General features: G+C 68.0%; 27 protein-coding genes. 11 read left to right on the top strand and 16 right to left on the bottom strand.

Annotated elements, in window-relative coordinates:
- Window positions 1-110 precede the first annotated feature (110 nt).
- Entirely contained in the window at window positions 111-770 is a 660-nt protein-coding gene (locus tag KK131_RS12360) for a glutathione S-transferase family protein (protein ID WP_214557027.1), read from the top strand.
- Between the two features lie 13 nt (window positions 771-783).
- On the opposite strand, the gene cycA is transcribed toward KK131_RS12360, so the two are convergent.
- The 4 genes from cycA to KK131_RS12340 all read right to left on the bottom strand — a co-directional run bounded on the left by cycA (window position 784) and on the right by KK131_RS12340 (window position 4,932).
- Window positions 784-2,181 (bottom strand): D-serine/D-alanine/glycine transporter, encoded by a 1,398-nt coding sequence (gene cycA, locus KK131_RS12355; protein ID WP_214557026.1) that lies wholly within the window; start codon window positions 2,179-2,181, stop codon window positions 784-786.
- Between the two features lie 88 nt (window positions 2,182-2,269).
- Window positions 2,270-3,169: a cytochrome c gene (locus KK131_RS12350; protein ID WP_214557025.1), complete on the bottom strand. Its 900-nt coding sequence runs from the start codon at window positions 3,167-3,169 to the stop codon at window positions 2,270-2,272.
- 150 nt (window positions 3,170-3,319) lie between these two features.
- Window positions 3,320-3,712, bottom strand: coding sequence for a VOC family protein (locus KK131_RS12345; protein WP_214557024.1), 393 nt, complete (start codon window positions 3,710-3,712; stop codon window positions 3,320-3,322).
- A gap of 65 nt (window positions 3,713-3,777) precedes the next feature.
- Window positions 3,778-4,932: a GGDEF domain-containing protein gene (locus KK131_RS12340; protein ID WP_214557023.1), complete on the bottom strand. Its 1,155-nt coding sequence runs from the start codon at window positions 4,930-4,932 to the stop codon at window positions 3,778-3,780.
- 195 nt (window positions 4,933-5,127) lie between these two features.
- Between KK131_RS12340 and KK131_RS12335 the strand changes: the two genes are divergently transcribed.
- The 3 genes from KK131_RS12335 (at window position 5,128) to KK131_RS12325 (ending at window position 7,831) form a co-directional block, all read left to right on the top strand.
- Window positions 5,128-5,628 (top strand): DUF3224 domain-containing protein, encoded by a 501-nt coding sequence (locus KK131_RS12335; RefSeq protein WP_250887240.1) that lies wholly within the window; start codon window positions 5,128-5,130, stop codon window positions 5,626-5,628.
- Between the two features lie 165 nt (window positions 5,629-5,793).
- Window positions 5,794-7,038 (top strand): MFS transporter, encoded by a 1,245-nt coding sequence (locus tag KK131_RS12330; RefSeq protein WP_214557022.1) that lies wholly within the window; start codon window positions 5,794-5,796, stop codon window positions 7,036-7,038.
- Window positions 7,039-7,114: 76 nt separating this feature from the next.
- Window positions 7,115-7,831, top strand: a complete 717-nt coding sequence (locus KK131_RS12325) for a DUF899 family protein (protein WP_214557021.1) — start codon at window positions 7,115-7,117, stop codon at window positions 7,829-7,831.
- Between the two features lie 111 nt (window positions 7,832-7,942).
- On the opposite strand, the gene KK131_RS12320 is transcribed toward KK131_RS12325, so the two are convergent.
- The 3 genes from KK131_RS12320 to KK131_RS12310 form a co-directional block, all read right to left on the bottom strand.
- Window positions 7,943-8,902, bottom strand: a complete 960-nt coding sequence (locus KK131_RS12320) for a hypothetical protein (protein ID WP_214557020.1) — start codon at window positions 8,900-8,902, stop codon at window positions 7,943-7,945.
- A gap of 110 nt (window positions 8,903-9,012) precedes the next feature.
- Window positions 9,013-9,591, bottom strand: a complete 579-nt coding sequence (locus tag KK131_RS12315; RefSeq protein WP_214557019.1) for a TlpA disulfide reductase family protein — start codon at window positions 9,589-9,591, stop codon at window positions 9,013-9,015.
- On the bottom strand, window positions 9,591-10,187 hold the full coding sequence (locus KK131_RS12310) for a protoglobin domain-containing protein (protein WP_214557018.1): 597 nt from the start codon (window positions 10,185-10,187) through the stop codon (window positions 9,591-9,593). The genes KK131_RS12315 and KK131_RS12310 overlap by 1 nt, the downstream gene beginning before the upstream one ends.
- A gap of 118 nt (window positions 10,188-10,305) precedes the next feature.
- Here KK131_RS12310 and KK131_RS12305 point away from each other — a divergent pair, with 118 nt between their 5' ends.
- On the top strand, window positions 10,306-10,719 hold the full coding sequence (locus tag KK131_RS12305; protein ID WP_214557017.1) for a winged helix-turn-helix transcriptional regulator: 414 nt from the start codon (window positions 10,306-10,308) through the stop codon (window positions 10,717-10,719).
- A 22-nt stretch (window positions 10,720-10,741) separates the two neighbouring features.
- Here KK131_RS12305 and KK131_RS12300 read toward each other — a convergent pair whose 3' ends face one another.
- The 6 genes from KK131_RS12300 to KK131_RS12275 all read right to left on the bottom strand — a co-directional run bounded on the left by KK131_RS12300 (window position 10,742) and on the right by KK131_RS12275 (window position 16,912).
- A complete protein-coding gene (locus KK131_RS12300) occupies window positions 10,742-11,992 on the bottom strand; it encodes a DUF6596 domain-containing protein (RefSeq protein WP_214557016.1) in 1,251 nt (416 codons plus the stop codon).
- Between the two features lies 1 nt (window position 11,993).
- Window positions 11,994-12,341 carry a YciI family protein gene (locus KK131_RS12295; protein ID WP_214557015.1) on the bottom strand — a complete coding sequence of 116 codons (348 nt, stop codon included), beginning with the start codon at window positions 12,339-12,341 and terminating at the stop codon, window positions 11,994-11,996.
- A gap of 110 nt (window positions 12,342-12,451) precedes the next feature.
- Window positions 12,452-13,825 carry an FAD-containing oxidoreductase gene (locus KK131_RS12290; protein WP_214557014.1) on the bottom strand — a complete coding sequence of 458 codons (1,374 nt, stop codon included), beginning with the start codon at window positions 13,823-13,825 and terminating at the stop codon, window positions 12,452-12,454.
- A 118-nt stretch (window positions 13,826-13,943) separates the two neighbouring features.
- The gene (locus tag KK131_RS12285; RefSeq protein ID WP_214557013.1) at window positions 13,944-15,167 is read right to left on the bottom strand and encodes a fatty acid desaturase; all 1,224 of its coding nucleotides are present in this window, start codon (window positions 15,165-15,167) and stop codon (window positions 13,944-13,946) included.
- A 97-nt stretch (window positions 15,168-15,264) separates the two neighbouring features.
- Window positions 15,265-16,254 (bottom strand): VOC family protein, encoded by a 990-nt coding sequence (locus KK131_RS12280; protein ID WP_345777248.1) that lies wholly within the window; start codon window positions 16,252-16,254, stop codon window positions 15,265-15,267.
- A 55-nt stretch (window positions 16,255-16,309) separates the two neighbouring features.
- Window positions 16,310-16,912 (bottom strand): alpha/beta hydrolase, encoded by a 603-nt coding sequence (locus tag KK131_RS12275; protein WP_250887239.1) that lies wholly within the window; start codon window positions 16,910-16,912, stop codon window positions 16,310-16,312.
- A gap of 144 nt (window positions 16,913-17,056) precedes the next feature.
- Here KK131_RS12275 and KK131_RS12270 point away from each other — a divergent pair, with 144 nt between their 5' ends.
- A complete protein-coding gene (locus KK131_RS12270; protein ID WP_214557012.1) occupies window positions 17,057-17,929 on the top strand; it encodes an AraC family transcriptional regulator in 873 nt (290 codons plus the stop codon).
- On the opposite strand, the gene KK131_RS12265 is transcribed toward KK131_RS12270, so the two are convergent.
- Window positions 17,926-18,495 (bottom strand): NADPH-dependent FMN reductase, encoded by a 570-nt coding sequence (locus tag KK131_RS12265; protein WP_214557011.1) that lies wholly within the window; start codon window positions 18,493-18,495, stop codon window positions 17,926-17,928. The genes KK131_RS12270 and KK131_RS12265 overlap by 4 nt on opposite strands.
- Before the next feature lie 301 nt (window positions 18,496-18,796).
- On the opposite strand from KK131_RS12265, the gene KK131_RS12260 reads away from it, so the two are divergent.
- Window positions 18,797-18,949 (top strand): hypothetical protein, encoded by a 153-nt coding sequence (locus KK131_RS12260; protein WP_214557010.1) that lies wholly within the window; start codon window positions 18,797-18,799, stop codon window positions 18,947-18,949.
- 86 nt (window positions 18,950-19,035) lie between these two features.
- Here the strand turns inward: KK131_RS12260 and KK131_RS12255 are convergent, their stop codons facing one another.
- Window positions 19,036-19,410, bottom strand: a complete 375-nt coding sequence (locus KK131_RS12255; protein WP_214557009.1) for a hypothetical protein — start codon at window positions 19,408-19,410, stop codon at window positions 19,036-19,038.
- Between the two features lie 208 nt (window positions 19,411-19,618).
- Between KK131_RS12255 and KK131_RS12250 the strand changes: the two genes are divergently transcribed.
- Entirely contained in the window at window positions 19,619-20,476 is an 858-nt protein-coding gene (locus KK131_RS12250) for an MnmC family methyltransferase (protein WP_214557008.1), read from the top strand.
- Window positions 20,477-20,580: 104 nt separating this feature from the next.
- Here KK131_RS12250 and KK131_RS12245 read toward each other — a convergent pair whose 3' ends face one another.
- The gene (locus KK131_RS12245) at window positions 20,581-22,437 is read right to left on the bottom strand and encodes a hypothetical protein (protein WP_214557007.1); all 1,857 of its coding nucleotides are present in this window, start codon (window positions 22,435-22,437) and stop codon (window positions 20,581-20,583) included.
- A gap of 282 nt (window positions 22,438-22,719) precedes the next feature.
- Between KK131_RS12245 and KK131_RS12240 the strand changes: the two genes are divergently transcribed.
- The 3 genes from KK131_RS12240 (at window position 22,720) to KK131_RS12230 (ending at window position 25,691) form a co-directional block, all read left to right on the top strand.
- Entirely contained in the window at window positions 22,720-23,547 is an 828-nt protein-coding gene (locus KK131_RS12240; RefSeq protein ID WP_214557006.1) for an SAM-dependent methyltransferase, read from the top strand.
- Between the two features lie 67 nt (window positions 23,548-23,614).
- A complete protein-coding gene (locus tag KK131_RS12235; RefSeq protein WP_214557005.1) occupies window positions 23,615-23,896 on the top strand; it encodes a hypothetical protein in 282 nt (93 codons plus the stop codon).
- Window positions 23,897-23,915: 19 nt separating this feature from the next.
- Complete coding sequence (locus tag KK131_RS12230; RefSeq protein ID WP_214557004.1) at window positions 23,916-25,691, top strand: GGDEF domain-containing protein; 1,776 nt, start codon at window positions 23,916-23,918, stop codon at window positions 25,689-25,691.
- The last annotated feature ends 101 nt before the right edge of the window (window positions 25,692-25,792 follow it).

Here is a 25,792-nt window from a genome sequence, read left to right as displayed (position 1 = left end):
GCAGGCTCGCCAGCGACCGCCTTGACCCCGGTCAAGTACGAGCCGGACCATGTCGATCCGGTCGGCGGCCATTCGTCGCAGGGACAACCTCCATCGAAAGGCGATCCGCCATGCCCCTTGAGCTCTACGCCCACCCGTTCTCCTCCTACTGCCAGAAGGTGCTGATCGCGCTGTACGAGAACGGCATTGCGTTCGAATGGCGCCTGCTCACGCCTGACGACACGGCCACCGACGCCGAGTTCACCGCGCTGTGGCCGATCCGGCGCATGCCCCTGCTGCGCGACGGCGAGCGCACGGTGATGGAGTCGAGCATCATCATCGAGTACCTCGACCGGCATTACCCCGGCACCGCGCCGCTGATTCCTGCCGACGCCGACACCGCGATCGAGGCGCGCACGATGGACCGCTTCTTCGACAACTACGTGCAGACACCGCAGCAGAAGATCGTGTTCGACAGCCTGCGCCCCGCCGCCGACCGCGACCCCTACGGCGTGAAGGAAGCACGCGCCAGGCTCGACATCGCCTACGCCTTGCTCGACCGGAAGCTCGCCGGCCGCACCTGGGCCACCGGCGGCGACTTCAGCCTCGCCGACTGCGCCGCCGCGCCCGCGCTGTTCTACGCCGACTGGACCCATCGCATACCGGCGAGCTGCACCAACGTGACGGCCTACCGGCAACGCCTGCTGGCGCGACCCTCGTTCGCGCGCGCGGTCGACGAAGCACGGCCTTACCGTTCGTACTTTCCGCTCGGCGCACCCGACCGCGACTGACGTCGAAGACGCCTCACTCCGCCGGCAGGGCCTCGGCGCGGCGCAGCCGGCGCCCCTTCCACAGGTAGCCGATGCCCAGCAGCACGAACCACACCGGGCTGGCGATCAGCGCCTCGCGGGTATCCGGCTGCAGGCTCAGCAGCGCCAGCACGAACACGAAGAACGCCAGGCAGGCCCAGCACATGAACACGCCGCCGGGCATCTTGTAGATGGACGCCTCGTGCAGCTGCGGGCGCTGGCGCCGGTAGGCGATGTAGGCGAACAGGATCAGCGACCACACGAACATGAAGAGCACCGCGGACAGCGTGGTGATCAGGGTGAACGCAGTGATCAGGTCGGGGATCAGGTAGATCATCGCCGCGCCCAGCAGCAGGCAGAAGCAGGAGAACAGCAGGCCCAGCGACGGCACCGCCGCCCGCGACAGCCGCGCGAACGTCTTCGGCGCATGCTCCTCCTCGGCCAGGCCGTACAGCATGCGGCTGGTGGAGAAGATGCCGCTGTTGGCCGAGGAGGTGGCCGAGGTCAGCACCACGAAGTTGATCAGGCTGGCCGCGGCCGGAATGCCGGCCAGCACGAACAGCTCCACGAACGGGCTCTTGCCCGGTTCCACCAGGCGCCACGGCGTCACCACCATGATCGCGACCAAGGCCAGCACGTAGAAAATGATGATGCGCACCGGGATCGAATTGATCGCCTTGGGCAGGTTGCGCTTCGGGTCGGCCGTCTCGGCGGCGGTGGTGCCGACCAGCTCGATGCCGACGAAGGCGAACACCGCGATCTGGAAGCCGGCGAAGAAACCGCTCATCCCCTTCGGGAACACGCCCCCGTCATTCCAGAGATTGGCCAGCGAAGCCTTGTGCCCGGTCGGCGACGTGAAGCCCCAGGCGACCAGCGCGAAACCCGTCACGATCAGCGCGCAGATCGCGATGATCTTGATCAGCGCGAACCAGAACTCCAGCTCGCCGAACAGTTTCACCGTCACCAGGTTCAGGCTGAGCAGCAGCAACACGCACAGCACCGCCGGAATCCACGGCGCCAGCCCGGGAAACCAGAACTGCGCGTAGGCAGCGATCGCGATCACGTCGGCGATCGCGGTGATCACCCAGCAGAACCAGTAGGTCCAGCCGCAGAAGAAGCCGGCCCATGGCCCGAGCAGGTCGGTGGAGAAATCGATGAAGGATTTGTACTCGAGGTTGGACAGCAGCAGCTCGCCCATCGCCCGCATCACGAAGAACAGCATCACGCCGATGATCAGGTAGACCAGCAGGATCGACGGCCCGGCCAGGCTGATCGTCTTGCCCGAGCCCATGAACAGGCCGGTGCCGATCGCGCCGCCGATGGCGATCAGTTGCAGGTGCCGGTTGGAAAGGCTGCGCCTCAGATGGTCCGGGTGTTCCAGCGATGCGGTCATGCGGCGCGCCTTTGCGATGGGAAGGCGCCAACATACAGAAAAGCGCGCGCCGCATCCACGCAGCGCGACGCTTTCCGTCAATGCCTTGCTAGCCCTGCCCGCGCGGCTTCGCCGGCAGGCTGCGGAAGTAGGCGTACAGGGCGCCGACCTCCTCGTCGGTGAGGAAACGGGTCACCCGCACCGGCATGTAGTCGGTCTTCAAGGCCCGGCCACCCGGCGCCATGCCGTCGCGCAGCGCCTTTTTCAGGTCGGCCTCGCTCCAGCTCGCCAGGCCGCTCGGGTCGGGCGTGAGGTTGGCGGCGTCGGGCCAGTCCGGCGGCGTGCCGGGGATATGTCCGCCGGAGAAATCCCTGCCGTGGCAGCCGGCGCAGGCAGTGGCGAGGTAGGCGCCGTAGGCCGCAGTAGGACCGGCCACGGGCGGCTCGCTCCGCTGCACGGCGTGGTCGACGATCTCCGCCGGCAGCAGCGGCACCTTGCCGGCCACGAACAGCACGCGTCCGAGTGGGCCGACCCGGTTCGCCGGCGGCGTGCGCTCGACCGCCGGCACGCTGTGCAGGTAAGCCAGCAGGTCGCCCAGATCCTGGTCGCCGAGGTGGCTGAACTCCTGCGCCGGCATGAACAACAACGGGCGCCCGTCCGGCGCCACGCCGTGGCGGATCGCGCGCACCCGATCCACGTCGGTGAGCTTGCCGCCCGGCCCAGCCGGCGTGAGGTTGGTGCCCGACAGGCGGGCAAACAGCGGATCGTCGATGAAGGTGGCGCCGCCAAGATCGGCGCCATGGCAGTCCTTGCAGCCGCGGATCGCGGCCAAGTGGCTGCCTCGATCGACCGCAGCTGCATCAACGGGCACCGCCGGCACCGGCGGGTCGATCCGGTACACCTTGGCCATGCGCCGCTCGCTCAGCACATAAGCCGAAAGCAGCACCGCCACCAACAGGACCAGCACGACGGCCGCCAGGCGGCCGAGCCACTTCCAAGCCTTGCGCATAAAGCCCCCTTCCCCATTCCCCATGCGGAAGCACGCAGGCTAGCGCGATGTCAGGTGCCGCGCCATCGGAATCCGGGGCCGCTATCACCCTGCGTATTCGGCAGGGCCACCTGATGCCTTCCGTGCAGAAGACAAGAAGTTTCTTGCGGCTTATCGGGCGGCGGAGAGCGCACTGATCGTGACGTAGTACCCGTCCGGATCCCGGAGCGAGAACTCCCTGGTTCCCGTGTTCGGGTTCAGCTGGGGCTCCTCTTCGAGCTTGGCGACGAGGGCACGCGCCCTCGACAACGCCATGTCGAAATCATCGACACGGAAAAACAGGAGGAGGCCGTTGCCGGGCAGCGCACGATCGGGGCTCGTCAAGGAGGGATGCTCGTGGGCGCCCCATGCGTGAAGGCAGAGCAGGACCGTTCCGTCCGGGTCGAGGATTTGCCCGAAATAATCGTGAGCGGGAGCCGTCTCCGGCAAGCCAAGCAGCGACTGGTACCACTTGAAGCTGCCAGGTACATCGCCAACCCCGATGATCGTCCACGTGCGCCTCATGAAGGTCCTCCTGCGACTGAAAGTGCGGGTGCCACGGAGGGCGAAACGCCCTTGCCCCGGCCCCTCTACGCCTCCTGATTCCACGCTACCCGATCGCGCCCCAGATGCTTGGCGCGATATAGCGCGACATCGGCGGCGCTGACCAGGCGTTCGAAGTTCGTGTCGGTGGCGGCAGCTCCGCCGACGCTGGTGGTGATGTTGATGCTGCGGCCGTCGAACACCGCCGGCCTTGCCGCCACGGCAGCGCGCATGCGTTCGGCCAGGGCGCCAGCTTGCGCGGGCTCGATCGCGGGCAAGAGCAGCACGAACTCTTCGCCGCCATAGCGCGCGAACAAAGTGTCGCGCGTCAGGCCGATGCCGCGGATCACCTCCACAAAATGGCTGAGCACCGCGTCGCCTGCGGCATGGCCCCAGCTGTCGTTGATCGACTTGAAATGGTCCAGGTCGAACATCAGCACGCTGCAGGCCTGCCTGCGTGCGCGACAGGCATCGACCAGGCGAGCGCCCGCCTCGATCAACGCGCTGCGGTTGAGCAGGCCGGTGAGTCCGTCGGTGCGCGCCAGCCGGCGCAGGTCCAGGGTCAGCCGCTCGGCCAGCATCAGGGTGAACCCGGTGCTCAGCAGGAACGAGGACAGGATGCCGAACAGGTAATTCCAGGTGATGAGCAGCTCGTCGAGCCGCGAGTGCGCGAACAGCTCCGGAAACAGCACCACCACCGAGCGCAGCAGGTAGAAGACCGCGTCGATGATGAAAATCAGCGCGGTGAAACTGCAGGTGTTGCGCATGTCCCGCGGCGAGCGCCACAGCAGCACCCAGACCATCCACACGTCCCAGAACACGCTGTACGCGCCGAACATCAGCGCCGATGCCGTCTGCGACGGCGGCAACAGGTAGACGCGGAGCTGGTTGGCGACGAACAACCCGACGACCGCCATGGACCAGCGCCAGCGCAGCGGGTAGCGCAGGTGGATGGCGATGCCCATCAGCATCAGCGCATTGGCCAGCGCGATCAGGCCGCCGCCCGCGACCGTCGAAAGCAGGCTGCCGTTTTCGTTGAGGCCTTGCGCGAGCGCGGCGACGGTCAACACCCAGAACGCGCTGGCCCAGATGCGCAACGCCGGCAGGCCGCGCAGCACCAGCCCGAGCAGGGTGAAGCTCATCGAGATGGCGATGCCGATGGCCGCGCCGATGACGCCGAGCGTAAAAAGGTCGAAATGCATGCCCATTCCCGTATGCAGGCCGAAAGCCGGAGCCAGCGTGCCGTTTCCGCGATGCACACGCGGGACTTTCGGACTGACACGGCCCGCAAGGTAGCACGGCAGAACGCCAGCCTCTTCAGCCGATACCATGACGCGCCGGCCTCACTCCGCCCGCTGCCGCCGTGCATACTCCGCTGAAGCCGCGCAGGAATTTCCATGAAGGCCATGACTCCGCTCTTGTCCGCACTCGCCGTATCCACCCTTGCTGCCAGCGCACCCACCGCAACACCCGCCCCCACCTTCACGGAGTCCACCGCCATGCACGCCACCGGCCACTTCGACGTCAAGGTCGCCCCGCAGACACCCGACAATCCCCAGGCCCGGGCTTCCGGACTGGCACGGCTGTCGCTGGACAAGCAGTTCCACGGCGACCTCGACGCGGTGAGCCAGGGCGAGATGCTGGCTGCCGGCGATGGCACCACTTCCGGCGCCTACGTGGCGCTGGAGAAAGTCAGCGGCAAGCTGCATGGCCGCAGCGGTAGTTTCGTGCTGGTGCATCGCGCCCTGATGGTCGGCGGCGCGCCGCAGGAATGGACCGTGGCGGTGGTGCCCGACTCCGGCACCGGCGAACTGGCTGGCCTCGGCGGCGCGATGACGATCACCATCGCCGACGGCAAGCACGGCTACGATCTCGCCTACACCCTGCCCGGCCGCTGAGAAAGGCCTGAGCAACCATCGTCATCCCCGCGAAAGCGGGGATCCAGTATCCCAGCCTTTGAAAGCACAAAGGCACTGGATTCCCGCTTTCGCGGGAATGACGGGCAAAGTCAGAGCCTCCTTGAGCCGCCGGATTCGCCTCACGCCACCCCGGGAAGCGCCGCCATGAACCAGCCCACGGAAGCATCCAGCGGCGCCGCGGTGCGGTCGCCCTCCGTGCTGCGCCGGATCCCGGCCGGCATCTGGGCGCTCGGCATGGTCTCGCTGCTGATGGACACTTCCTCGGAGATGATCCACGCGCTGCTGCCGGTGTACCTGGTCAGCGTGCTCGGCGCCTCGGCGCTCGCGGTCGGCTTCATCGAGGGCATCGCCGAATCCACCGCGGCGATCGCCAAGGTGTTCTCCGGCGCGCTGTCGGACTGGCTGGGCCGGCGCAAGCTGCTGGTGGCGATCGGCTACGGCCTGGCCGCGTTCACCAAGCCAGTCTTTCCGCTCGCAAGCACGGTGGGCTGGGTGGTCGCCGCGCGCTTCGTGGACCGCATCGGCAAGGGCATCCGCGGCGCGCCGCGCGATGCGCTGATCGCCGACCTGGCGCCGGCCGGGCTGCGCGGCGCCTCGTTCGGACTGCGCCAGTCGCTCGATACGGCCGGCGCGTTCCTCGGCCCGGCGCTGGCGATCGCGCTGATGTGGCTGGCCGCCGACAACATCCGGCTGGTGTTCTGGTTCGCGGTGCTGCCGGGCTTTGCCGCGTTCGCGCTGGTGGTGTTCGGCGTGCACGACGTGGCGGACAGCGGCGAAGGCAAGCGGGTGCGCTCGCCGTTGTCGCGCGCCGAGTTGGCACGCCTGCCGCGCCTGTACTGGGGCGTGGTGGCAATTGCCGCGGTGTTCACCCTGGCCCGTTTCAGTGAGGCCTTCCTGGTGCTGCGCGCGCAGGAACTGGGGCTGGGGCTCGTGCTGATTCCGCTGGTGCTGGTGGTGATGAACGTGGTGTATGCGCTGTCGTCCTACCCGGTCGGCGTGCTGGCCGACCGCTTCGACCGCGGCGCGCTGCTCGCGCTGGGTGTGCTGGTGCTGGTGCTGGCGGACCTCGCGCTGGCCCTCGTCGGCGGATTGGCCGGGCTGGCGTTGGGCGTGGTGTTGTGGGGCCTGCACATGGGCATGACCCAGGGCCTGCTGGCCACCCTGGTCGCCGACACCGCACCGGCCAACCTGCGCGGCACCGCGTACGGCATGTTCAACCTGGTGAGCGGACTGGCCCTGCTCGCGGCCAGCGTGGTGGCCGGCGGGTTGTGGGACGCGTTCGGCTCGCGCGCCACCTTCCTCGCCGGCGCCGGCTTCGCGGTCGTGGCGCTGCTCGCGCTGGTGCCGGTGGCGCAGCGGGTGCGCAGGAACCGGCCCACGCCGGGCTGAACGGCGCCGCGGCGCGATGTCGATTTCGCCGGCGCCGGTTCGTCGCCCAGACAGTCCCGCCCCCAGGAGAACCGCGATGAGCCACGCCCCCGCCCTCGTCCCTGCCGCCGAACTCGCAGCGCGCAACCGCATGCGCTTCCCCAACGAAAGCGACGGCTACCGCCGCGCGCGCACCACGTTGCTGGCCGAGGAGATCGAGCTGCGCCGGCACATCGAGCGTGTCGCCGAACTGCGCCGCGCGCTGCCGCCCGGCGGCGAGGTGAGCGGCGACTACCGCTTCCAGGGCGAACACGGCCCGGTCGATCTCGCTGGCCTGTTCGGCGACAAGCAGACCCTCGTGGTCTACAGCTACATGTTCGGCCCGCAGCGCGCGCGGCCCTGCCCGATGTGCACCTCGCTGCTGAGCGCATGGGACGGCGAGGCGCGCGACGTGGGCCAGCGCGTGTCACTGGCCGTGGTGGCGCGCTCGCCGATCGAGCGCCTGGTCGCGTTCAAGAACGAACGCGGCTGGCGCGACCTCCGGCTGTACTCGGACATCGACGGCGCCTACAGCCGCGACTACTTCGCCGTCGACCCGGATGGCGGCGACGGCGACCAGGCCGCCTTCAACGTGTTCACCCGCCGCGACGGCACGATCCGCCACTTCTGGAGCGGCGAGATGGGCTTCGAAAGCGCCGATCCCGGCCAGGACCCGCGCGGCGCGCCGGACCTGATGCCGCTATGGACCATCCTGGACTGCACGCCGGAAGGCCGCGGCACGGACTGGTATCCGAAACTCGACTACCCGGGTTGAGATCGCCGCAGCTCTCAACCGTTCGCGCTGAGCGTAGCCCGCGCAGCGGGCGGAGTCGAAGCACCGCCAAACGTGGAACGTCTGGCATGTCCTTCGACTTCGGCCCCGCGCTCAGATAGGCCCCCGGTTCTTCTGTATGCGCAGTTCGCGGGCGTTCTTCTGCCTTGCAATGGTGTCTTCCATGCGCTTCTTGCGCGAATCGTCCGGGTTGGTGAACCTGGCCTTGAACAGCTTCCTGACGCGCTCTTCGGCCTTCGAGGTCAGCTTGTGGGTGGCCTTCAGCACCCTCTCCACCTGCAGCCCGGAAACCTCCGTGGCGGAGAAGCCGGGCAGCGTGCCCAACTTGCCCTGCAGTTCGGTACGCGTATCCGGATGCAACACGAAATTCGTGAACGAGATGGAGGAAACGAGGACCTTGCCGGTCGTGGTCACCCGGCTCGACTCCGCGCTCTCGAAGTCCGCGTGGGCTTTGCGAACCTCCCTGGCAATGACCTGGTCCTGCCAGTACGCCCTGTCCTCGGGAGGCATGAACGCATGCCCGAGCGCGCCCGAGTCGTAGGCGGCCTTGGCCGCATCGAGCTTGAGCAGCAGCGCATCATAGGCGTGGTCGCTGTTGAGGCCGGCAAGTTCGGTCGCCGCGTCGCTGCGGCTGTACGTGCGCACGCAAAAGCTGACGGGCAATCCGGGGTGGGTCCACCCGACCAGCGGATGGGCGGCGAAAGCCTGTTGATTGGCGGCATAGTTGTCGACCGCCGTGCTGTCATAGGCGATGTCGCAGCGGAACAGGTGCCCGTCGAAGCGCTCGCACTGCTCCTCCACTTTTCGCCACGCACCGGTCTGCTGCCACTGCTCCCACTGCGGGACGATGTTGCGCGGATCGTCCGTGCCGCCGAGGCTCAAGGCCAGGACGTGACCGTTCCCGAACGGCGTATAGGCCGTGTTGAAGCCGTTGTGGGGCTGCGGCGGAGTCGGGCGTCCGCTGGTGCTGCGGCACCTGATGAGACCGAGCACTCCCAGCGTGTTGCCGCTGCTGTCCAGCTTCGTCACGAAATGGCTGCCAAGCTGTTTCACGACATGTACCGGCATACTCTCCCCCCATGGCTGGCCGCAGGGGGCGAGCATACTCGAACCGCACGCGGCCGCGCCGCGGCAGCACGGCCGCCCGCACGGGCGCCCAGCCGCTACGCCAGCGGCTTGCGCGCGGCCGCCCTGGCGTCCACCCCGCAGCGGCCATCAGCGCAAGACTCCGCCGCCGACGCCGTATCCGTCGCCGCGCCGAGGCGCTGCTGCTCCAGCTCCGCCAGCAGCGCACCGATCTCCGCGCCGAGCAGCAGGTCGTCGTATACGCCGAACACCTGGCGGCGCAGCCGACCCTGCGCGTCGATCAGGATCGTGGTCGGCGTGCCCTGCATGGCGTAGGCTCGCATGGTGCTTGGAATCGGATCGCCCGCCGGGCCCGGTGCGTCGATGCCGACCGGAAACGGCACGCGGTACTCGTGCAGGAACGCGCGCAGCGACTCCGCCCCCATCGCCGCGTGATGCTCGAACACCGTGTGCAGGCCGACAACCGCCAGCGGCGCGCCCTCGAACAGCTTCGCCACGCGCTGCGCCTGCGGGATGCCGTGCGCCACGCAACCCGGGCAGAGCATCTGGAAGGCGTGCAGCAGCACCACCTTGCCGCGCAGTTGCGCGAGTTCCACCGGCCGCGGCGTGTTGAGCCAGGCCGTGGTCTGCCACTCGGGAGCCGGTTCCGGCGTCATCAGAAATCTCCGTCCTTGATGTACGGGTAGGTCCACAGCGTCATCTGCAGCAGACACGACTTCAGCCATGCGGCGTACATCTTCTCGACGTCTCCGGCGGCGTGCCCCTGGCTGGCGAGGAACGGCTTGAGCGTGAACGTCACCGGATAGATCAGCGGAAACAGGTCGCGAAAAGGCACGATGGCGGTCGAGGCGGCGCCGTCGGTGCGGTTCTTCTTCGCGCGGTGGTGGCGCAGGCCGATCTCGTGCTGGTAGTCGAGCCAGCGCTGGTCATACTCGGCGGCGGCCGTGTCGAGGATCCATTGGCCGAAGCGCTTGCGCACGGCGCCGAGATAATCGCCCAGCGGCTTGCCGTCGGTCTTGCCGGTGAAGGACGCGAGCAGGTGCGGCTGCGAACCGACGAAGCCGTACCAGACGTCGAGGATCGCTTCGACCTGATCCGCCACGATGCCGCGCGAAAGGCGCAGATACTTGACGTCCTCGTCGTCGAACAGGATGCTCTTCTTCATCAGCTCGAAGTCGCCGAGCGTCACCGGAGAACGCGCGATCGCACCGGTGCCGAATGTATATCCGGGAATGGCGTGGGTTTCTTTCATGTCTTGGCTCCTCTGGTTGCGCCGGGTTCGGGGCGCGGGCCTGCGCTCCGTGGCCAGGGACTCTAGCGACGGCACCGGCGCGCGTCAGGAAGGCACTTTTCGGTAAGGTGGTTACGACATGGGCGAACACGAACCCGCAACCCGCAGGCGGCCGGACACGGCGAACGCCGCTCCCGCGCCTGTTCCCGTCGCCTCGATGGTCGAAAGCATCGTCGGCTGCAAATGGTCGATCCGGCTGCTGCAGCTCTGCGCGGAAGGAAACCATCGCCCCAGCGCGCTGCTGCGCGCCTGCACGGGGCTCTCCGCCAAGGTGATGAACGAGCGCCTGCGCAAGATGACCCGCTTCGGCATCATGCACCGCACCGTGCACGGCGAAAAACCACCGGTGGAAGTGGAATACCGGCTGACGCCGTTCGGCCGCCGCTTCATGGGCATACTCGAAGAGGTGCAGCGGCTGCAGCAGGCGGTCGAGTGCGGCGCGATCGGGAAAACCGGCGAAGCCGCGGAAAAGGCGCGGAGGGGAAACGCCTGATCGTCCATCGCGCTCGCTGGGCTCAGCGCGGCAACGCGGCCTGGCGATCCTGCAGGAAACGGCGCACGGCTGGATCGCCGGCAAGACCGATCGCGACGTCGAAGGCGTGCCGCGCGTCGCGGCAGGCGTGCGTCCTGGCCAGCAACGCCGCCCGTGCCGCCCAGTAAGGCTGGTAATCGACGAGCCGGCCATCGGCGGCGAGCGCGTCCATGATCTCGAGTGCAGCCTCCGGACCCTTCAGCTCCGCGATGGCCAGCGCGTGGTTGAGCGCGACCACCGGCGAGCCGCAGAGCGCCAGCAACGCGTCGTAGATCCGCACCTCCGGCGTCCAGTCGGTGCGACCGCTGCGGCAACGCTCGACATGCGCCGACTGCAGCGCGGCTTCGAGCTGGTAGCGGCCGATACGGCCCAGCCTGCTGGCGCGCAACAGCAGAGCCTCGGCTTCGTCGATCATCGCCGCATCCCACAGCGCGACATCCTGCCCGGCCAGCGGCACGTAGCCGCCTTCCGCCGTGCGGCGCGCGGAACGGCGTGCTTCCGCATGCAGCATGCAGGCCAGCAGGCCCAGCACCTCCGGCTCCTGCGGCAGCAACTCGGCGACCAGCCTGGCGAGGAACAACGCTTCGGCCGTGAGGTCGCGGCGTATCGCGTCGGTGCCGCCGGGATCGCTCCAGCCTTCCGCGAAGGCGGCGTAGATGGCTTCCAGCACGCCGTCCAGCCGCCCGGCCAGCTCGTCGCGCGTCGGCACGACAAAGGGAATGCCGGCCTGCCGGATCTTCTGCTTCGCCCGCCCCAGCCGCTTGCCCATGGCCGCCGGCGAGGCGAGGAAGGCCGCGGCGATGGCCTTCGCATCCAGCCCGAGTACCGCCTGCAGCATCAACGGCGCGCGGATGCCGGCATCGATGGCCGGATGCGCACAGGCAAACAGCAGCGCGAGGCGCCGATCCGGGATGGCCGCGTCGTCGCCTTCCGCCGACGCGCTCTCGCCGATCTCCGCCAGAACCCGCAACTGCACGGCCGCCGCCTCGCCGTTGCGGTGGTGCCGGAACCTGTCGACCCCCTTGCGTCTGGCAACGGTCAGCAGCCAGGCCTCCGGGTTCGCGGGGCAGCCGTTGCGCGGCCAGTCCGCCAGGGCCGCGGCAAACGCTTCGGACAAGGCATCCTCGGCCGCCGCCACGTCGTGCATGGCCGCGGCCAGGAAGGCGACGAGCTTGCCGTAGCTGCGGCGGGCCACCGCATCCGCCGCACGGCGCGCCTGTGCGGTGCGATCCAAGCTACATGCTCCAGACCGGCCGCACTTCGACAATGCCGTGACTCGCGGCCGGGCAGCGCGCCGCCCAGGCGAGCGCGGCGTCCAGATCGGCCACGTCGATGAGGTAGTAGCCAGCCAGTTGCTCCTTGGAGTCCGCATAGGGGCCGTCCAGCACCTGCGACTTGCCGTTCGCCACGCGCACGGTGGTCGCGGTCGCGCTGCCTTGCAGGCGGTTCGACCCGGCCAGCGCGCCCGCCGTCTTCAGCGCCTGCGTATAGGCCCCGTAAGCCGCGACACCTTGCTCCTGTTCGGCCGGCGACATGCGCGCCCAGCCTCCTTCCTCCGCATACAGCATCAGTAGATATTGCATCGTGATTCTCCGTTCCGGGTGATCGGCGGGCAGCATGCTCCGCCATGCCTGTGACGCGTGGGGTCCCGCGATTTGGACAAGACCGATCCTGCAGGGCGATGGCGGTGGCCTTACCCGCCCTCCGGCGCATGCACTTCCGCGATCAGCGTGGGAAGGAGTTCCGACACGGTCGGGTGGATCGGCACCGTGTGCTGCAGCTGGGTGGCGGTGGCGCCCACGCTCATCATGTCGATGATGCCGTGGATCGCCTCGTCGCCTTCGACACCGAGGATCGCGGCGCCGAGGATCGCCTTCGTCTGCGCATCGACGATCACCTTCATGAAACCCTGCGTCTCGTCCTTTTCCACCGCACGGCCGACCCGGCCCATCGGCCGCTTGCCGACCAGGAACGGACGCCCGCGCTTGCGCGCCTCCGCCTCGTTGATGCCGACGCGGCCCAGCGGCGGGTCGATGTACAGCGCGTAGCCGCTGACGCGCTCGCCGAGCCGGCGGTGCTCGCCGTCGAGCAGGTTCGCCGCGACCATCTCGAAGTCGTTGTATGCGGTATGCGTGAACGCGCCGCGGCCGTTGCAGTCGCCCAGCGCCCAGATGCCGGGGACGCTGGTGCGCAACTCGTCGTCGACGCTGATGTAGCCGCGTGCATCGGTCGCCACGCCGGCCTTGTCGAGGCCGAGGTCGCCGGTGTTCGGCACGCGTCCCACCGCCACCAGCACATGGCTGCAGGCGATCCGCTCGCCGTCGACCGTCACCGCGAGCGTTTCGCCCGCGCCCGCGAACGCGAGGTCGGCGACGCCGGTGCGGATGTCGATGCCTTCGCCTTCCAGGATCCCGCGCACCGCCGCCGACACGTCCTCGTCCTCGCGCCCGATCAGGTACGGGCCTTTTTCCACCACGGTGACACGGGCGCCGAAGCGCCTGTACATCTGCGCGTACTCCAGCCCGATGTAGCTGCCGCCGACGATTAGCAGGTGCGCCGGCACGCGGTCCAGGCCCAGGATCGAGGTGTTGGTGAGGTACGGGATGTCGTGCAGCCCGGGCATGTCCGGCACCGCGGCGCGGCCGCCGACATTCAGGAAGACCTGCGGCGCGCTGAGCCGTTCGTCGCCCACGCGCAGGGTTTGCGCATCCTCGAACTGCGCATGGCCTTCGATCACCGTGCAGCCGTCCATGCCGTCCAGCCAGGTGCGCACGCCATGCCGCGCGTTCGCGATGACGGTATCGGCACGCGACTTCACCCTGGCCATGTCGATGCCCACCGCGCCCGTCAGCACCACGCCGAAATCGGCCGCGCGACGGGCCATGTGCGCGGCGCGCGCGCTGGCGACCAGGGTCTTGGTCGGCATGCAGCCGGTGTTGACGCAGGTGCCGCCGAACAGCTTGCGCTCGACCAGCGCCACCGACCGGCCAGCCTGGGTCAACCGGTTCGCCAGCGGCGGGCCGGCCTGGCCGGCACCGACGATGATGGCGTCGAAGCGGCGGCTCATGGCGCGGCCGCCACGGGCGGCAGCGTGCCGGCGATCGACAACGCAAACGGATAGAGGGTCATGCCGTTACTCCCCGCACGGGTGGACTACGCGATGCCCATGGTGCCACCACAGCGCATCACGGCCGCGCGAATTCCAGCAGGTCGGCATGGACCCGCTCCCTGCCGGCGATGCAACAGCCCTTCAGGCGGGCCGCGAAATCGGCCAGTACACGGACCTGGCTCATCTCCGCATCCGCACACCAGCGCTTCAATTCTTCCAGCAGGGCCTGGGCGTCGCGGCCGTTACGTTCGCTCAGCCCGGCGAGTCGTGCACGGAACTCGCACACGGTGGACAGCCGGAAGCGCTGGTGGAGGAAGGCGGAGAGCTCTCCGCGCAATACCGGGTCCAGCCAGCGCCCTCCGCTCGCCAGTCCCCGCCGCAGTCGGCGCGGCAGCTGCCCATCGACCGCGCCTTCCGCGCGCAGGGTCGGGGCGATCACGCCGACGACGTAGTCATGCAGGATGCGGCACCGTTGCGCCAGCAACGCCTTGACCGTTTCCGCATCCGGTTGCTGCACCTGGGCACGGAAACCGAGTGCCGGCGCGACCCGCCGCACCCGCGCCAGGCCCAGCCGGCGCAGCAGGCAGATCAGCATCCAGCCGCCATCGAATTCGAACCTGCGCTGGGAGAACTTCGCCGAACCGGGAAACGCATGGTGGTTGTTGTGCAGTTCCTCGCCGCCCACGATCAGCCCCCACGGCACCAGGTTGGCCGAGGTGTCGGCCGTCTCGAAATTGCGGTAGCCGCACCAGTGGCCGAGGCCGTTGACGACACCGGCGGCCCAGAACGGGATCCACGCCATCTGCAGCGCCCAGATCGCGATGCCGACCACGCCGAACAGGCCAAGGCTGATCACCGCCAGCAGGGTCGGCCCGGCTGCCGACCAGCGCGCATAGAGATGGCGTTCGATCCAGTCGTCGGGCGCACCGGCGCCGTAGGTCGCCAGGTCGCCCGCATCCGCGGCAGCCTTTTTGTAAAGATCCACGCCGCGCCACAGGACCGCACGGATGCCATACACCTGCGGGCTGTGCGGATCCTCGGCGGTTTCGCACTTCGCATGGTGCTTGCGGTGCACGGCGATCCACTGCCGGGTCACCATGCCCGTCGTCAGCCAGCACCAGAAGCGGAAGACATGCGCGACGGCCGGGTGGAAATCGACGCCGCGGTGCGCCTGGCTGCGGTGCAGATACAAGGTGACTGCGGTGATCGTGGCCTGCGTCACGATCACGAAGTAGATCAGCCAGGCAACCCACGATGCCTGGGTCAATCCGCGTGCCGCGCAGGAAAGCAGATCCGGCATGGAGCCCTCCGAAGCCGCCCGCGCCGGGCGGAACCCCATGCCTTCTTGTAGCGCGCACTACCGAACGTGCCCGGGAAATTTCCGTGAAGCCGACGTCCTATCCGTTGGGATTGCCACAGGAAGCCGTCGCGGTGGATGCCGCATGAAACTCCATCAGCAGGCCGAGATCGTCCTGCGTGGGGGCGAGAAAGGAGTCGCCCAGCAATCCGCGGTAGCTGGCGAGTTCCGTTTCGTAGCCGCGCTCGATCCGCCTTTTCGCCCGGCCGAGATCATCGACCCCGATGCTGACCCCCAGCACCTGGGGACCGCCGCGGCGCAGCGCATCGGCGGAAATCCCCGGACCATCCGGCTGCAGTGCGTAGATGCGCTTGCGGCCGACCGGCACGCAATACCCGCGCGCCGCTATCTGCGGCAGGCGGACAGGCACGGCGCCGGTGAACCCCATCTTCTCGAACGACTTCCGGTCCGACGCGGCATCCGGCGACAGAAGCCAGACGGCGGACAGCGTGCGCGCACCGTTGGGATGCTCGCGCGCGATACGGTCGTCGATGTCGGCGACGGGCGCGTAGTCGATAAAGAAGAGGTTCGCCGACAGCGGCTGGCGCGCGAAGGCGAACAGGCGCCAGCGCGGCGGCTTCGACGGGCCACCGCCATCGGGATCCGTCGGCGAGGCCGAGAAGATCGCGGTCGGATCAAAGCCCTGGCGCCGCAGGAAGGCGCGGCGCTGATCGAGCGCCGGCGAGCGCAGGCCGAAAGTCCGCGCGCCCGGACCGCCGCGCAGCACGGCCTGGTCCGCGCGCATCCCCGGATCCATGTCCGCGTCCGGCCGGGTGATGCCTTCCAGTTCGAGATAGCTGCCGTCGCCCATCCGCACATAACGATTGGCGACGCCGCCGGGATTCCGCCCCGGCTTGACCTGGAAGCCGAGCTTGACCGCCATGACCGCGCTGACCTGATCGATGTCGCGCCCCCACAGCAGGACATGGTCGAGCGCGCTCGTCGTGTCGGGCGGCTCCACCACCGCGGCGGGCTGGCCCATGGCCAGGGTCAACGCCAGTACGGACAACAGGAAGATTGATCGCAACACGCAGTTACTCCGTTGGGTTTGAATGCCGGGCCAGGGCTTCGGCCCGAAGCCGGTATCAGCCGACACGCCACAGCCGCCGCGCTTCCGCGGCGACGAGGCCGGGGAATTCCTCGGGGAAGAACAGCTTCGCTCCGGGCACGTGGCGGATGCCCCGGGAGCGCGGGAACGTGCGGTCGAGGTAGTCGGCGTCCGCCGGCGCGAAGATGTCGTCGCCGGCGCCCCATACGATCCGCAGCGGCACCGCGCTGCGCTTGAGCGCCGCCTCGATGCCGGCCAGCGGATTGGGCTCCAGCGCAAGGTGGAACGCGTGGTACTGCGCCCTGCGCAACGGTGAGCTCACCAGCGGCGCGGCGTAGTAGTCGATGGCCTCGCCGGCCAGGCGCCGGAATCTCGGAGTATCCGAGGCCCATGAAATCGGGTGCCACGCAGCGTCGGCAGGCGGACAGCCGATCGATCGCGCCGCGCCACTGGAAGCCGTTGCGCGGCGCCCCGTGCAGAAACAGCGCCGCGCCGCGCGAAACGCCGCCGCGCCTGTCGGCGGCGACAGGCCTGCGTGCGCCATGCCGCCGGCACGGAGGTCCGCGCGCGACGCCTGCGCACCGGTGGCAGCGGCAGCGAGCGTGATGCCGGTCCATTGCAGGAACTGTCTACGCCTCATCCGAATTTCCTCGCCGGGGTGTCTGTGCATGCGGGCATGCTGGCATCGCCCCTTCCGGGAATCGCGCACAAACGGCCGGTACCGGGCACGGATGGATGATTTTCGGCACTTGCGCAAAACCGGGGTGCGTAAAAGGATCGGGCGATGATCGACCGCCCCGCGTGCTATCCCGATCCCTCAGCCGCGCTGCTCTCGGGCAGTGGTCGGGAGCGCCTGCCGCTGCTCGACGTGCTCACCTCGCCGGTGCCGTCGGGGGTGTTCGATTCGCCGCTGGACGACCGGCACGTGCTCTGCCTTCATCTCGGCGATCCGGTTCCCGTCTCCTACCGCGCGGGCAATCACGAGCGGCGGGGAATTCGCATCCACGGCCAGTTCTGCGTCGTACCCGCGCGCTCGAGCACGCGCTGGATCGTGTCGCGGCCCGCACGATCGCTGCTGCTGCGGCTGGCGCCCACGCTGCTGCGGGAAACCGCGGATGCCATGGGGCTGGGTTCGCGCGCCGAACTCGCGCCGTCGATCCACCTGCGCGATCCCCAGGTCGAGCGCATCGGCTGGATGATGCAGGCCGAGGACCACGACGCCTACCCCGGCGGCCGGCTGTTCGCGGACAGTCTCGCCTCCGCGCTGGCCGCGCGCCTGCTCGCCCTGCAATCGCACAGGGGAACCCCGACCGCCCGCGCGCTGCCGGCATGGCGGCTGCGCCACGTGACCGAGTACATCGAGGCGCACCTGGAGGAGGACCTCACGCTCGCCGAACTGGCGGGCGTGGCGGGATTCAGCCTGTCGCACTTCAAGCCGCTGTTCAGGCAGGCCACCGGCATGCCGGTCCACCGCTTCGTGCTCGAGCGGCGCGTGGAACGCGCGCGAACGCGCCTGCTCGAAGGCGGCAGGAGCATGACGGAGATCGCGCTGGAAGCGGGCTTCGCACACCCGAGCCACATGGCTCGCTGCATGCGCCGCGTGCTGGGGCTGAGCCCCGCGCAAATCGCGGACCGATCGGCAAGGCCCTCTGGCTAGATCGTCCTCGTCGAGCCGGCCTGCGCGAAAGCGGTGAAGCCTTCCACGAACTGGCGCAGCGAGTCGCGGGTGCGCACATCGGCGATGGCGCCATCGGCATCGAACACGCTGCCCGCGCGCGACACCATCAGGCGGCCGCCGGTCCAGAGTTCCGCACCGAGCGTGCGCAGCACCGGCAGCCAGGCGTTCTGCGAAAGGATCGTGCCGAAGCCGCCGGGCGACGCACCCATCACCGCCACCGGCTTGCCGGCGAACACGCGCGGAATGTCGGCCGGCGGTCGCGTCAGCCAGTCCAGCGCGTTCTTGGTCACGCCGGGAATGCTGTTGTTGTATTCCGGCGTCGCGATCAGCAGGCCGTCCGCCGCCGCAATCGCCTCCTTGAGCGCCGCGACCTCGGCAGGAATGCCGTGCGCGGCTTCATCGTCGCCGTTGTACAGCGGGAACGCGGCGATCGACATGATCTCCAGCCGGCTGCCGGCCGGCATCATCGCGCCCGCGGCGCGCAGCAGTGCGGCATTGAACGAACCCTTGCGCAGGCTGCCGGAAAACCCCACGAGAACGGCCATGTTCCATCTCCCAAACAGTCATGACGACAGGAGCGGCAAGGGTAGCGCGGAAACGGGGGCCGCTCGTGCTCCGGGGCCCGACGTGCCGGCACGCGCTGGCGCCTGTGCACGCCAATGTCCGCGCCACCGTCCGGCACGCGGTGTCCGGACAACGCGGCGACCGTCCGCGGACAGTCGGAGCCTGGCCGGAGCAAGCGGGGAAATGGCCTGGAGTGCGGGTTTTCGCGCTTTCCTGGAGTTGGCACGCCACTTGCCATACACCTCTTGAAAGCTTCATTTCCTCACAGCCCGGAGAACGATCATGAAATTCGAAACCTTGATGCTGCAGACCCTGTTCAGCACTTGTGCCCTGGTTTGCCTGCTGGCGATGGGCGCCATGCTTACGGCAAAGGTGCCGGTGTCCGTGGCCGCCAGCCACGCACCGGCAGCCGCGGCAGCGAACCCGGCCGGCTAAGCTGGCCGGCATGCCTTCTGCGGCAAGTCGCGGAGCTGCGGGCTCAGGTGCCGAACATGGTCGGCACCTGGCCGGTGGACTCACTCTCAGCGCACGTGCAGCCAGTGCACATGGACACCGTTGGCCTGATCCTCGGCACGGTGTCCTTCACGTCCTTCTATGACCACCCCCCACACCACGCGGACGCCTTCGCCCAGGTAGCTGTCCACTCGGACGTGTTCGCCCGGTGGGATCGGGAAGCGGGTTTCCAGCACCATGGCCTGGTCGCGTTCCCAGACCAGCAGCGCGGGTTTGCAGGCGGCGGCACCCCAGCCGATATGAATCTGCACCTCTTGCGCGGGATGGACGCCCCGATTGTCGAGCTTCCATGTCTCGGTCTTCCGCAACAGCGATTCCAGGTGTGGATCGTTCCAGTCAACGCGGTTGGCTGGCTTCTGTGCAGGCAGGCTATGGCGGCTCATGTACGCAAAGACTCCCCGGGAAAGGTGCAGGCAGCGCAAAGGGCGGCGGCACGTGACGGCACCCAGGGCGATTCAATGGCTATCGGCCGCGCCGGAGAGTTCTGAAGGAGGCCGGTATCGGCGCGCATGGGCCACGCACCTCCATGTCGATCGCGACCGGATCGGGGCAAGGTTATGATCCATCCGGTTTTTGACGAGAATTCCCGACGTGCCACATTATTCCGGCCCGATACTCACGCGGCCCGCCGCCCAGGCGCTGCTGGCCGCACGCGATGCCGGCACAAGCGAATGGACCGGCTCGCTGGACCTGGGCCGCTCGAACGGCCGCGCATCACTGGAGCCGGACACCTGGCAGTGGCGGGACCAGCGCTACCCGTATCCGCCCACGCTGAAGGACCGCACGGTTTATTACTGGGACGGCGGCGAGTTCGCGCCGGTGGCCCGCTACGCCGGCTCGTTGATCAAGCTGGTGCCCACCGAATGGGGCGCGCCCACGTTCGAGATCGACGGCATCAAGATGCTGCCCACTTCGAAGGAATCGCCGGTCACGGATGCGCGCCGCAAGGTGGCGCTGGTCGAGCCGCACGGCAAGGTGGTACTGGATACCTGCGGCGGTCTTGGCTACTTCGCGGCATGCTGCCTGGAAGCCGGCGCGGCGCGCGTCCACTCGTTCGAGAAGAACGCCGACGTGCTGTGGCTGCGCACGCTCAACCCGTGGTCGCCGGATCCCGATGGGGTTGACCCGGACGCGCCCACCAGCGGCGGCCGCCTGCAGCTCGCCCATGCCGACGTGTCACAGGCGATCGCGCAGATCGCCGACGCCTCGGTGGACGCGCTGCTGCACGACCCGCCGCGCTTCGGCATCGCCGGCGAGCTGTACTCGCAGGTGTTCTACGACCAGCTCGCGCGCGTGCTGCGTCGCGGCGGCCGGCTGTTCCACTACACCGGCAGCCCGAACAGGCTCACCAGCGGCCGCGACGTGCCGCGCGAGGTGGCGAAACGGCTGGAGAAGGCCGGCTTCAAGGCACAGCTGGCGCTGGACGGCGTGCTGGCGGTGCGGCGCTGAAGAGGGCCGACAGGAAGGCAGCTACACGCTGACCCGGTTCAAGGCAAAACGGGCGCGATGGGACACTGCCCATCACGCCCGTTACCTGGCGCCTTGCCGAGGTCTCAGAGCCCGATAGCCGAGATGCGGGTCGCCCAGTTGCCCAGCGCACCGCGCGTACCGCCGCACTGGAACAGCGGAGCGGTCAGGTATTGGGCCAGGGTGCACGTCTGCGCGATGTACTCCGACGCGGTCCAGATCGTGTTGCCGTCGGCCGCCGCCGCACCATAGTCGCCCCAGCGCGGACGATCACCGGCGAGGAAGGGGATGCCGGTAAAGCCGTCCCACGGGCCTGCGCCCGCTGCGGCTATGTGCACATCACCGGCGCCCAGCTTTGCATCCAGGCTGGCGTAGCCGGCACTGGGATGGTCGTTGGGGCCAACCACGGTGAACGCGATGACGCCGCGTCCGCTTTGCGTGACGGCCGCCGCGCCGTAGGTCAGGTTCGCATCGGGCAAGGCCAGCGTGCCGTTGGCGGAGACGCCGCCGGATTTCGGAACGATGACGAAGTAATTGATGCCCGAGCCATGGCTGCCATCGGCCAGCAGGACGTCGGTATCCAACGTCCCCCAGAGCTTGCCGTTGGCGTAGCTCACCTGTTGCATGCGCGAGTCGTTCACCGCCATGGGGCGCGGCGTCGGGTAGACGATATTCGGGAAACCGAGATACGTCGGCGCGCAACCGGTCAGGGCAAAGCAGTCGCGCAGGGGGGCGCTACCCGGCTTCTGCCGGGCCAGGCTGCTCGGCACGGCATACGACTGCACGGTGATCGGCGAAACGCCCAGCACCAGGGCCGTGGGCGCGGTGTCGATGGCCTGCGTGTTCGACACCGACCACAGCCATATCCTGTTCGACGTGCCCGAGTCGAAGAACACGGCGTCCGAACTGAGCAGGTATTCGGTTCCACCAAGCGTGTCGACAAACTGCCCCCCGGACGAGATGGCCGGCCATACCGTGAACGCGGGCGCTGGAATGCTCGGATCGCCGCCGTTGAACAGCACCACATTCGGCGAGGCGGCACCCGATGCCAGCGCCTGCTTGGAAATGGCGTAGATCTGCGCGCCGTAGAAGCCGGAGTCGAACAACGCGAACTCGTTGGTGGTCAGGAAGATCGCATGGGCGTCAGCACCGATGTGGGGATAGTCGCCCAGGCAGAACCCACCCGCACAGCCGTGATCCGGAGTGCCCTGCGTGCCGTTGTTCTGTACCGGCAGGTGGTAGATGTTCCAGGCGCCGGTGGGGTTGGCGGTCTGGCTGACCGCGATGTCCAGGTGGTTGGTGCCGGCCAGGGACGACGTCGTGCCGATGCGGTCGAGCGTCAACACGACCTGGAACCAGCGCTGCGTGCCTGCATCGTAGTAACAGGACGGGTCGGTGATGCTGGGTCCGAACGCACCGGTAGTGCGATTGATCGCCGCGGGGTAGCCGTAGAACGTATTGAGATCGACGGGGCCGACGAGTTCGTTGCCGGAGCCGTCATAGATCGACAATACGTCATTGACGCTTTCCATGACGAATCCGTTGCCGGCGCACAGCCCTTGATCGGGCGGCTCCACCGAGAACTGGTTACCGCCATTGGCGAAGCGCTGGTCGTGGAAATTGAGGCCGTCGAAACCGCCCAGCAATTGAGGGTTCGACTTCGCGCGTTTGGCATTTCCCATCCGGTTGCTGCCGGCGTGCCCGTGGGCGATGGTGCGGTTCACCACGGGTTGCCCTTCGAGTTCGCCTCCATCGCCAGAATCGGCGTCCCCGGCGGTCATCGCCGGATCCTGTTCCAGGGCTGTCAGCGGCGCGCCTCCAACCGGCGTGGTCGTTGGCACCGTGGCGCCCCCTTTTTGCAGCTTGAGCACCGTCGGAGAGGCGCCCAAGGCACACGTAGCGAACGCCATGCCCACTACTGCGATGAGCAGTCGAGTCTTCATATCATCGGTCTCCTGTTCGTTTGATAGGTGACCGCGTCCCCTGAGACGCCGATATCGGTCGCGCCGATGAGCGTCCACGCAAGTACGCATATTGACATATGCGCCGGCATACGATACGCGCGTGCGGGCGAAGCCGCCATAGGCCCATCGGACTCCGGCCGGCCATTGCACGCCACGGGAGGCTCCAGGCCACGATGAAAAGGTCTGGCGCGCCCCGCCCCGCCAGAAGACGATCGCGACGGTGCGCTCCAGCACCATAAAATTGCCCTACTATCACAGGCGATGAGCACACCGACTCTTCCGCCATCGAACGACGCGCGACGCGGCAGCCTGGCCTGCGTCGGCATGGGCATGACCCTGGGCTCCCATCTCACCCCTCTGGCACGCAGCCACATCGAACAGGCGGACGTGGTGTTTGCGGCACTCTCCGATGGCATCGTGGAGATCTGGTTGCAACGCATGCACCCGGACGTGCGCAGCCTGCAGCCCTACTACGCGGAGGGCAAGTCGAGGATGGTCACGTACCGGCAGTGGGTCGAACTGATGATGACCGAGGTGCGCGCCGGCAAGAACGTCTGCGGCGTGTTCTACGGCCACCCCGGCATCTTCGCCTGGTCGCCGCACAAGGCCATCGAGGTGGCCCGCGCGGAAGGCTTCAAGGCGCACATGGATCCGGGAATCTCCGCCGAAGACTGCCTCTACGCCGACCTGGGCATCGATCCGGGCCGCTTCGGCTGCCAGCACTTCGAGGCCAGCCAGCTGCTTTTCTACGAACGGCGGATCGATCCGGCCGGCTATCTGGTGCTGTGGCAAGTCGGACTGGTGGGCGACATCTCGCTGAAGCGCTTTTCCACCGGGCCGGCCTACCGGCAGGCGCTGGTGGATGTGCTGAGCGCGGACTACCCGCTCGACCACGAGGTGATCGTCTACCGCAGCGCCACCCTGCCGATCCAGCAGCCGCGGGTCCGCCGCATGGCGCTGCGCGACCTGCCCGGTGCCGAGCTGACCGCCGAGGAAACGGTGGTGCTACCGCCCGGCGCGCCGTTGAAGCAGAATCAGGCCATGCGGGAGCGACTGGCGGCGCTGGACAAGGAAGCCGCCATCGCCTGACATACGCTGGCGATCCGCAGCGCTCGCAAAACGGATATTTGGGGAACACGGGAAACAGGGGGAAAACATGTCGGACACGATCGAACTTCTGGAAACCATCGGCCGCGACGCTTCGCTGCGCCATGCGCCGACCGATGAACTGGCCATCCGGCTGGAACGGGCGGACGCCTCTCGCGCACTCAGGACCGCGGTGGCCAGCGGCGACAGCGCCTGGCTGCTCGAGGAATTCGGGCACAAACCGATGTACGCCCCGCAGATCTCCCAGGCACCCGGCTTCGAGGAGGAGGCGCCGGAGGAAGGCGAGAGCGAGGAACCCGAACTCCCCGCCGAGCCCGAACGCAGCAAGTAATCACCAACAGACCGTCAACATGTCCTGCCAGCGGCAACGCTCCCGGTCCTGGGCCGTGCTGGCGGCGCTGGCGGTGTGCCTACTGATGCAGGCTGCCCCTGCTGCAACGTCCATCACCGATCCCGCCGCATTCCTCGACCAAGCCGAAAGCCTGCGCACGAAGGATCACCCGCGCTTCGCGCAGATGCTGGAGCAGATCCATCGCGAGACGCCGCTGCTGAGCGCCGGCGAGCAATGGCACCTGCGCTACCTGGACGCGTGGGAAACCATGTTCAAGGGCGACTACGCCGGCTCCGAAGCGCAATTCCACGAAGTCATCGAGCATTCCGGCGACGCCACCCTGGCCGCCAAATCGTCGGCGCTGCTGCTGAGCAACCTGGCCGCCAACCGACGCTACGAGGAGGCCTTCACGCTGGCCAACCGCATAACCAGCGACCTGCCCGCAGTCAAGAATCCACTGGCCCGCTCCATGCTCCTGATGAACCTGTCGCAGATGCTGAACCTAGCCGGGCAGACGGATCTGGCGATCAAGTACGCGCAGTTGATGGAGGATGCGCTGCCCGCGGGCGAGAGCCTGTGCTACCCGCGTTCCTTACAGGTTGCGGCGCTGTTCAACGGCAACCGGCTGGCATCGTCCAACCCGGAGCTGCAGCAGGCCATCGACACCTGCGTCGCCGCACAGCAGCCGGTCCTCGCCAACACCATGTGGCTGGTGCTGGGCAGCCTGTATCTGAAGGAGAACCAACCGGACAAGACCATGGCGCTGCTACGCCAGATCGCGCCGGGCATCGACGCCAATAAGTACTACCCACACCAGCTGTCGCTGAAAACGCAAATGGCGCAGGCCTACTGGAAGCTGGGCGACGACGGCGACGCGCGCAAAGCAGCCCTCGCCGCCGTGGCGATGGGCAACCCTGACGACATCAACGAGTGGTTGAAGGATGCCTACGAAGTGCTCTACCAGGTCGAAAAGAAGCACGGCAACGCCACTGCCGCGCTGGCCTATTACGAACGCTATGCAGCCCAGGACAAGGGCTATCTCAACGACATCGGCGCACGCACACTGGCCTACCAAGCCGTGCAACAGCAGGTGCTGACCCGGCAACTGGAGACGGAAGCGCTGAGCCGGCAGAATGCCGTACTGCGCATGCAGCAGGCGCTCGACGCCAAGGCGGCGGAAGCTAGCCGGCTGCACAGCGCCCTGCTACTGATGGCGCTGACCTTCATCGTGCTCTGGCTGTTCCGGCTCAAGCGCTCGCAGCTTCGCTTCATGCGGCTGTCCCGCCGCGACGGGCTCACCGGAATCCTGAACCACCAGCACTTCATCAACGAGGCCGAGCGTATCTTGCGCCTGCTGGAGAAAAAGTTCGGCCACGCCTGCCTGATATCCATCGACCTGGACCACTTCAAGCAGGTCAACGATACCTATGGCCATGCCATGGGCGATGTCGTGCTGAAGCTCGCCGTGGCCATCTGCCAGCAGCACCTGCGCCCCAGCGACCTGTTCGGCCGGCTGGGCGGCGAGGAGTTCGGCATCCTGCTGCACGACTGCTCCCGCGAGCAGGGCCTGGACATCGCCAATCGCATCCGGATCGCCATCGGAACGACGCCGATGGAACAGGACGGCAGCGGGGTATCGATTTCCGCCAGCGTGGGCATGGCCTCCACCGACACCTCCGGCTACGAGCTGCAACGCCTTTGCAAGGAGGCCGATTCAGCGCTCTATCGCGCCAAGCGCGCCGGGCGCAATCGCGTCATCGCCGATATCGGGGACGGCGGTCTGGTCGAAGCCTGAAACGGTGGGCAACGGGGGCCGGCAATCGCTGACGTGCGCAGCAAAGCGGCCGTCCTCTGCGCTTGTCCGTCGGGCGCGAAGTGGCCGCTGCCGGCGATCAC

Source organism: Rhodanobacter sp. LX-99, from assembly GCF_018599185.1.
Lineage (GTDB): Bacteria > Pseudomonadota > Gammaproteobacteria > Xanthomonadales > Rhodanobacteraceae > Rhodanobacter.
The sequence above is the reverse complement of the archived record's forward strand: the minus strand, read 5'-3'. Positions and strand labels throughout refer to the sequence as shown.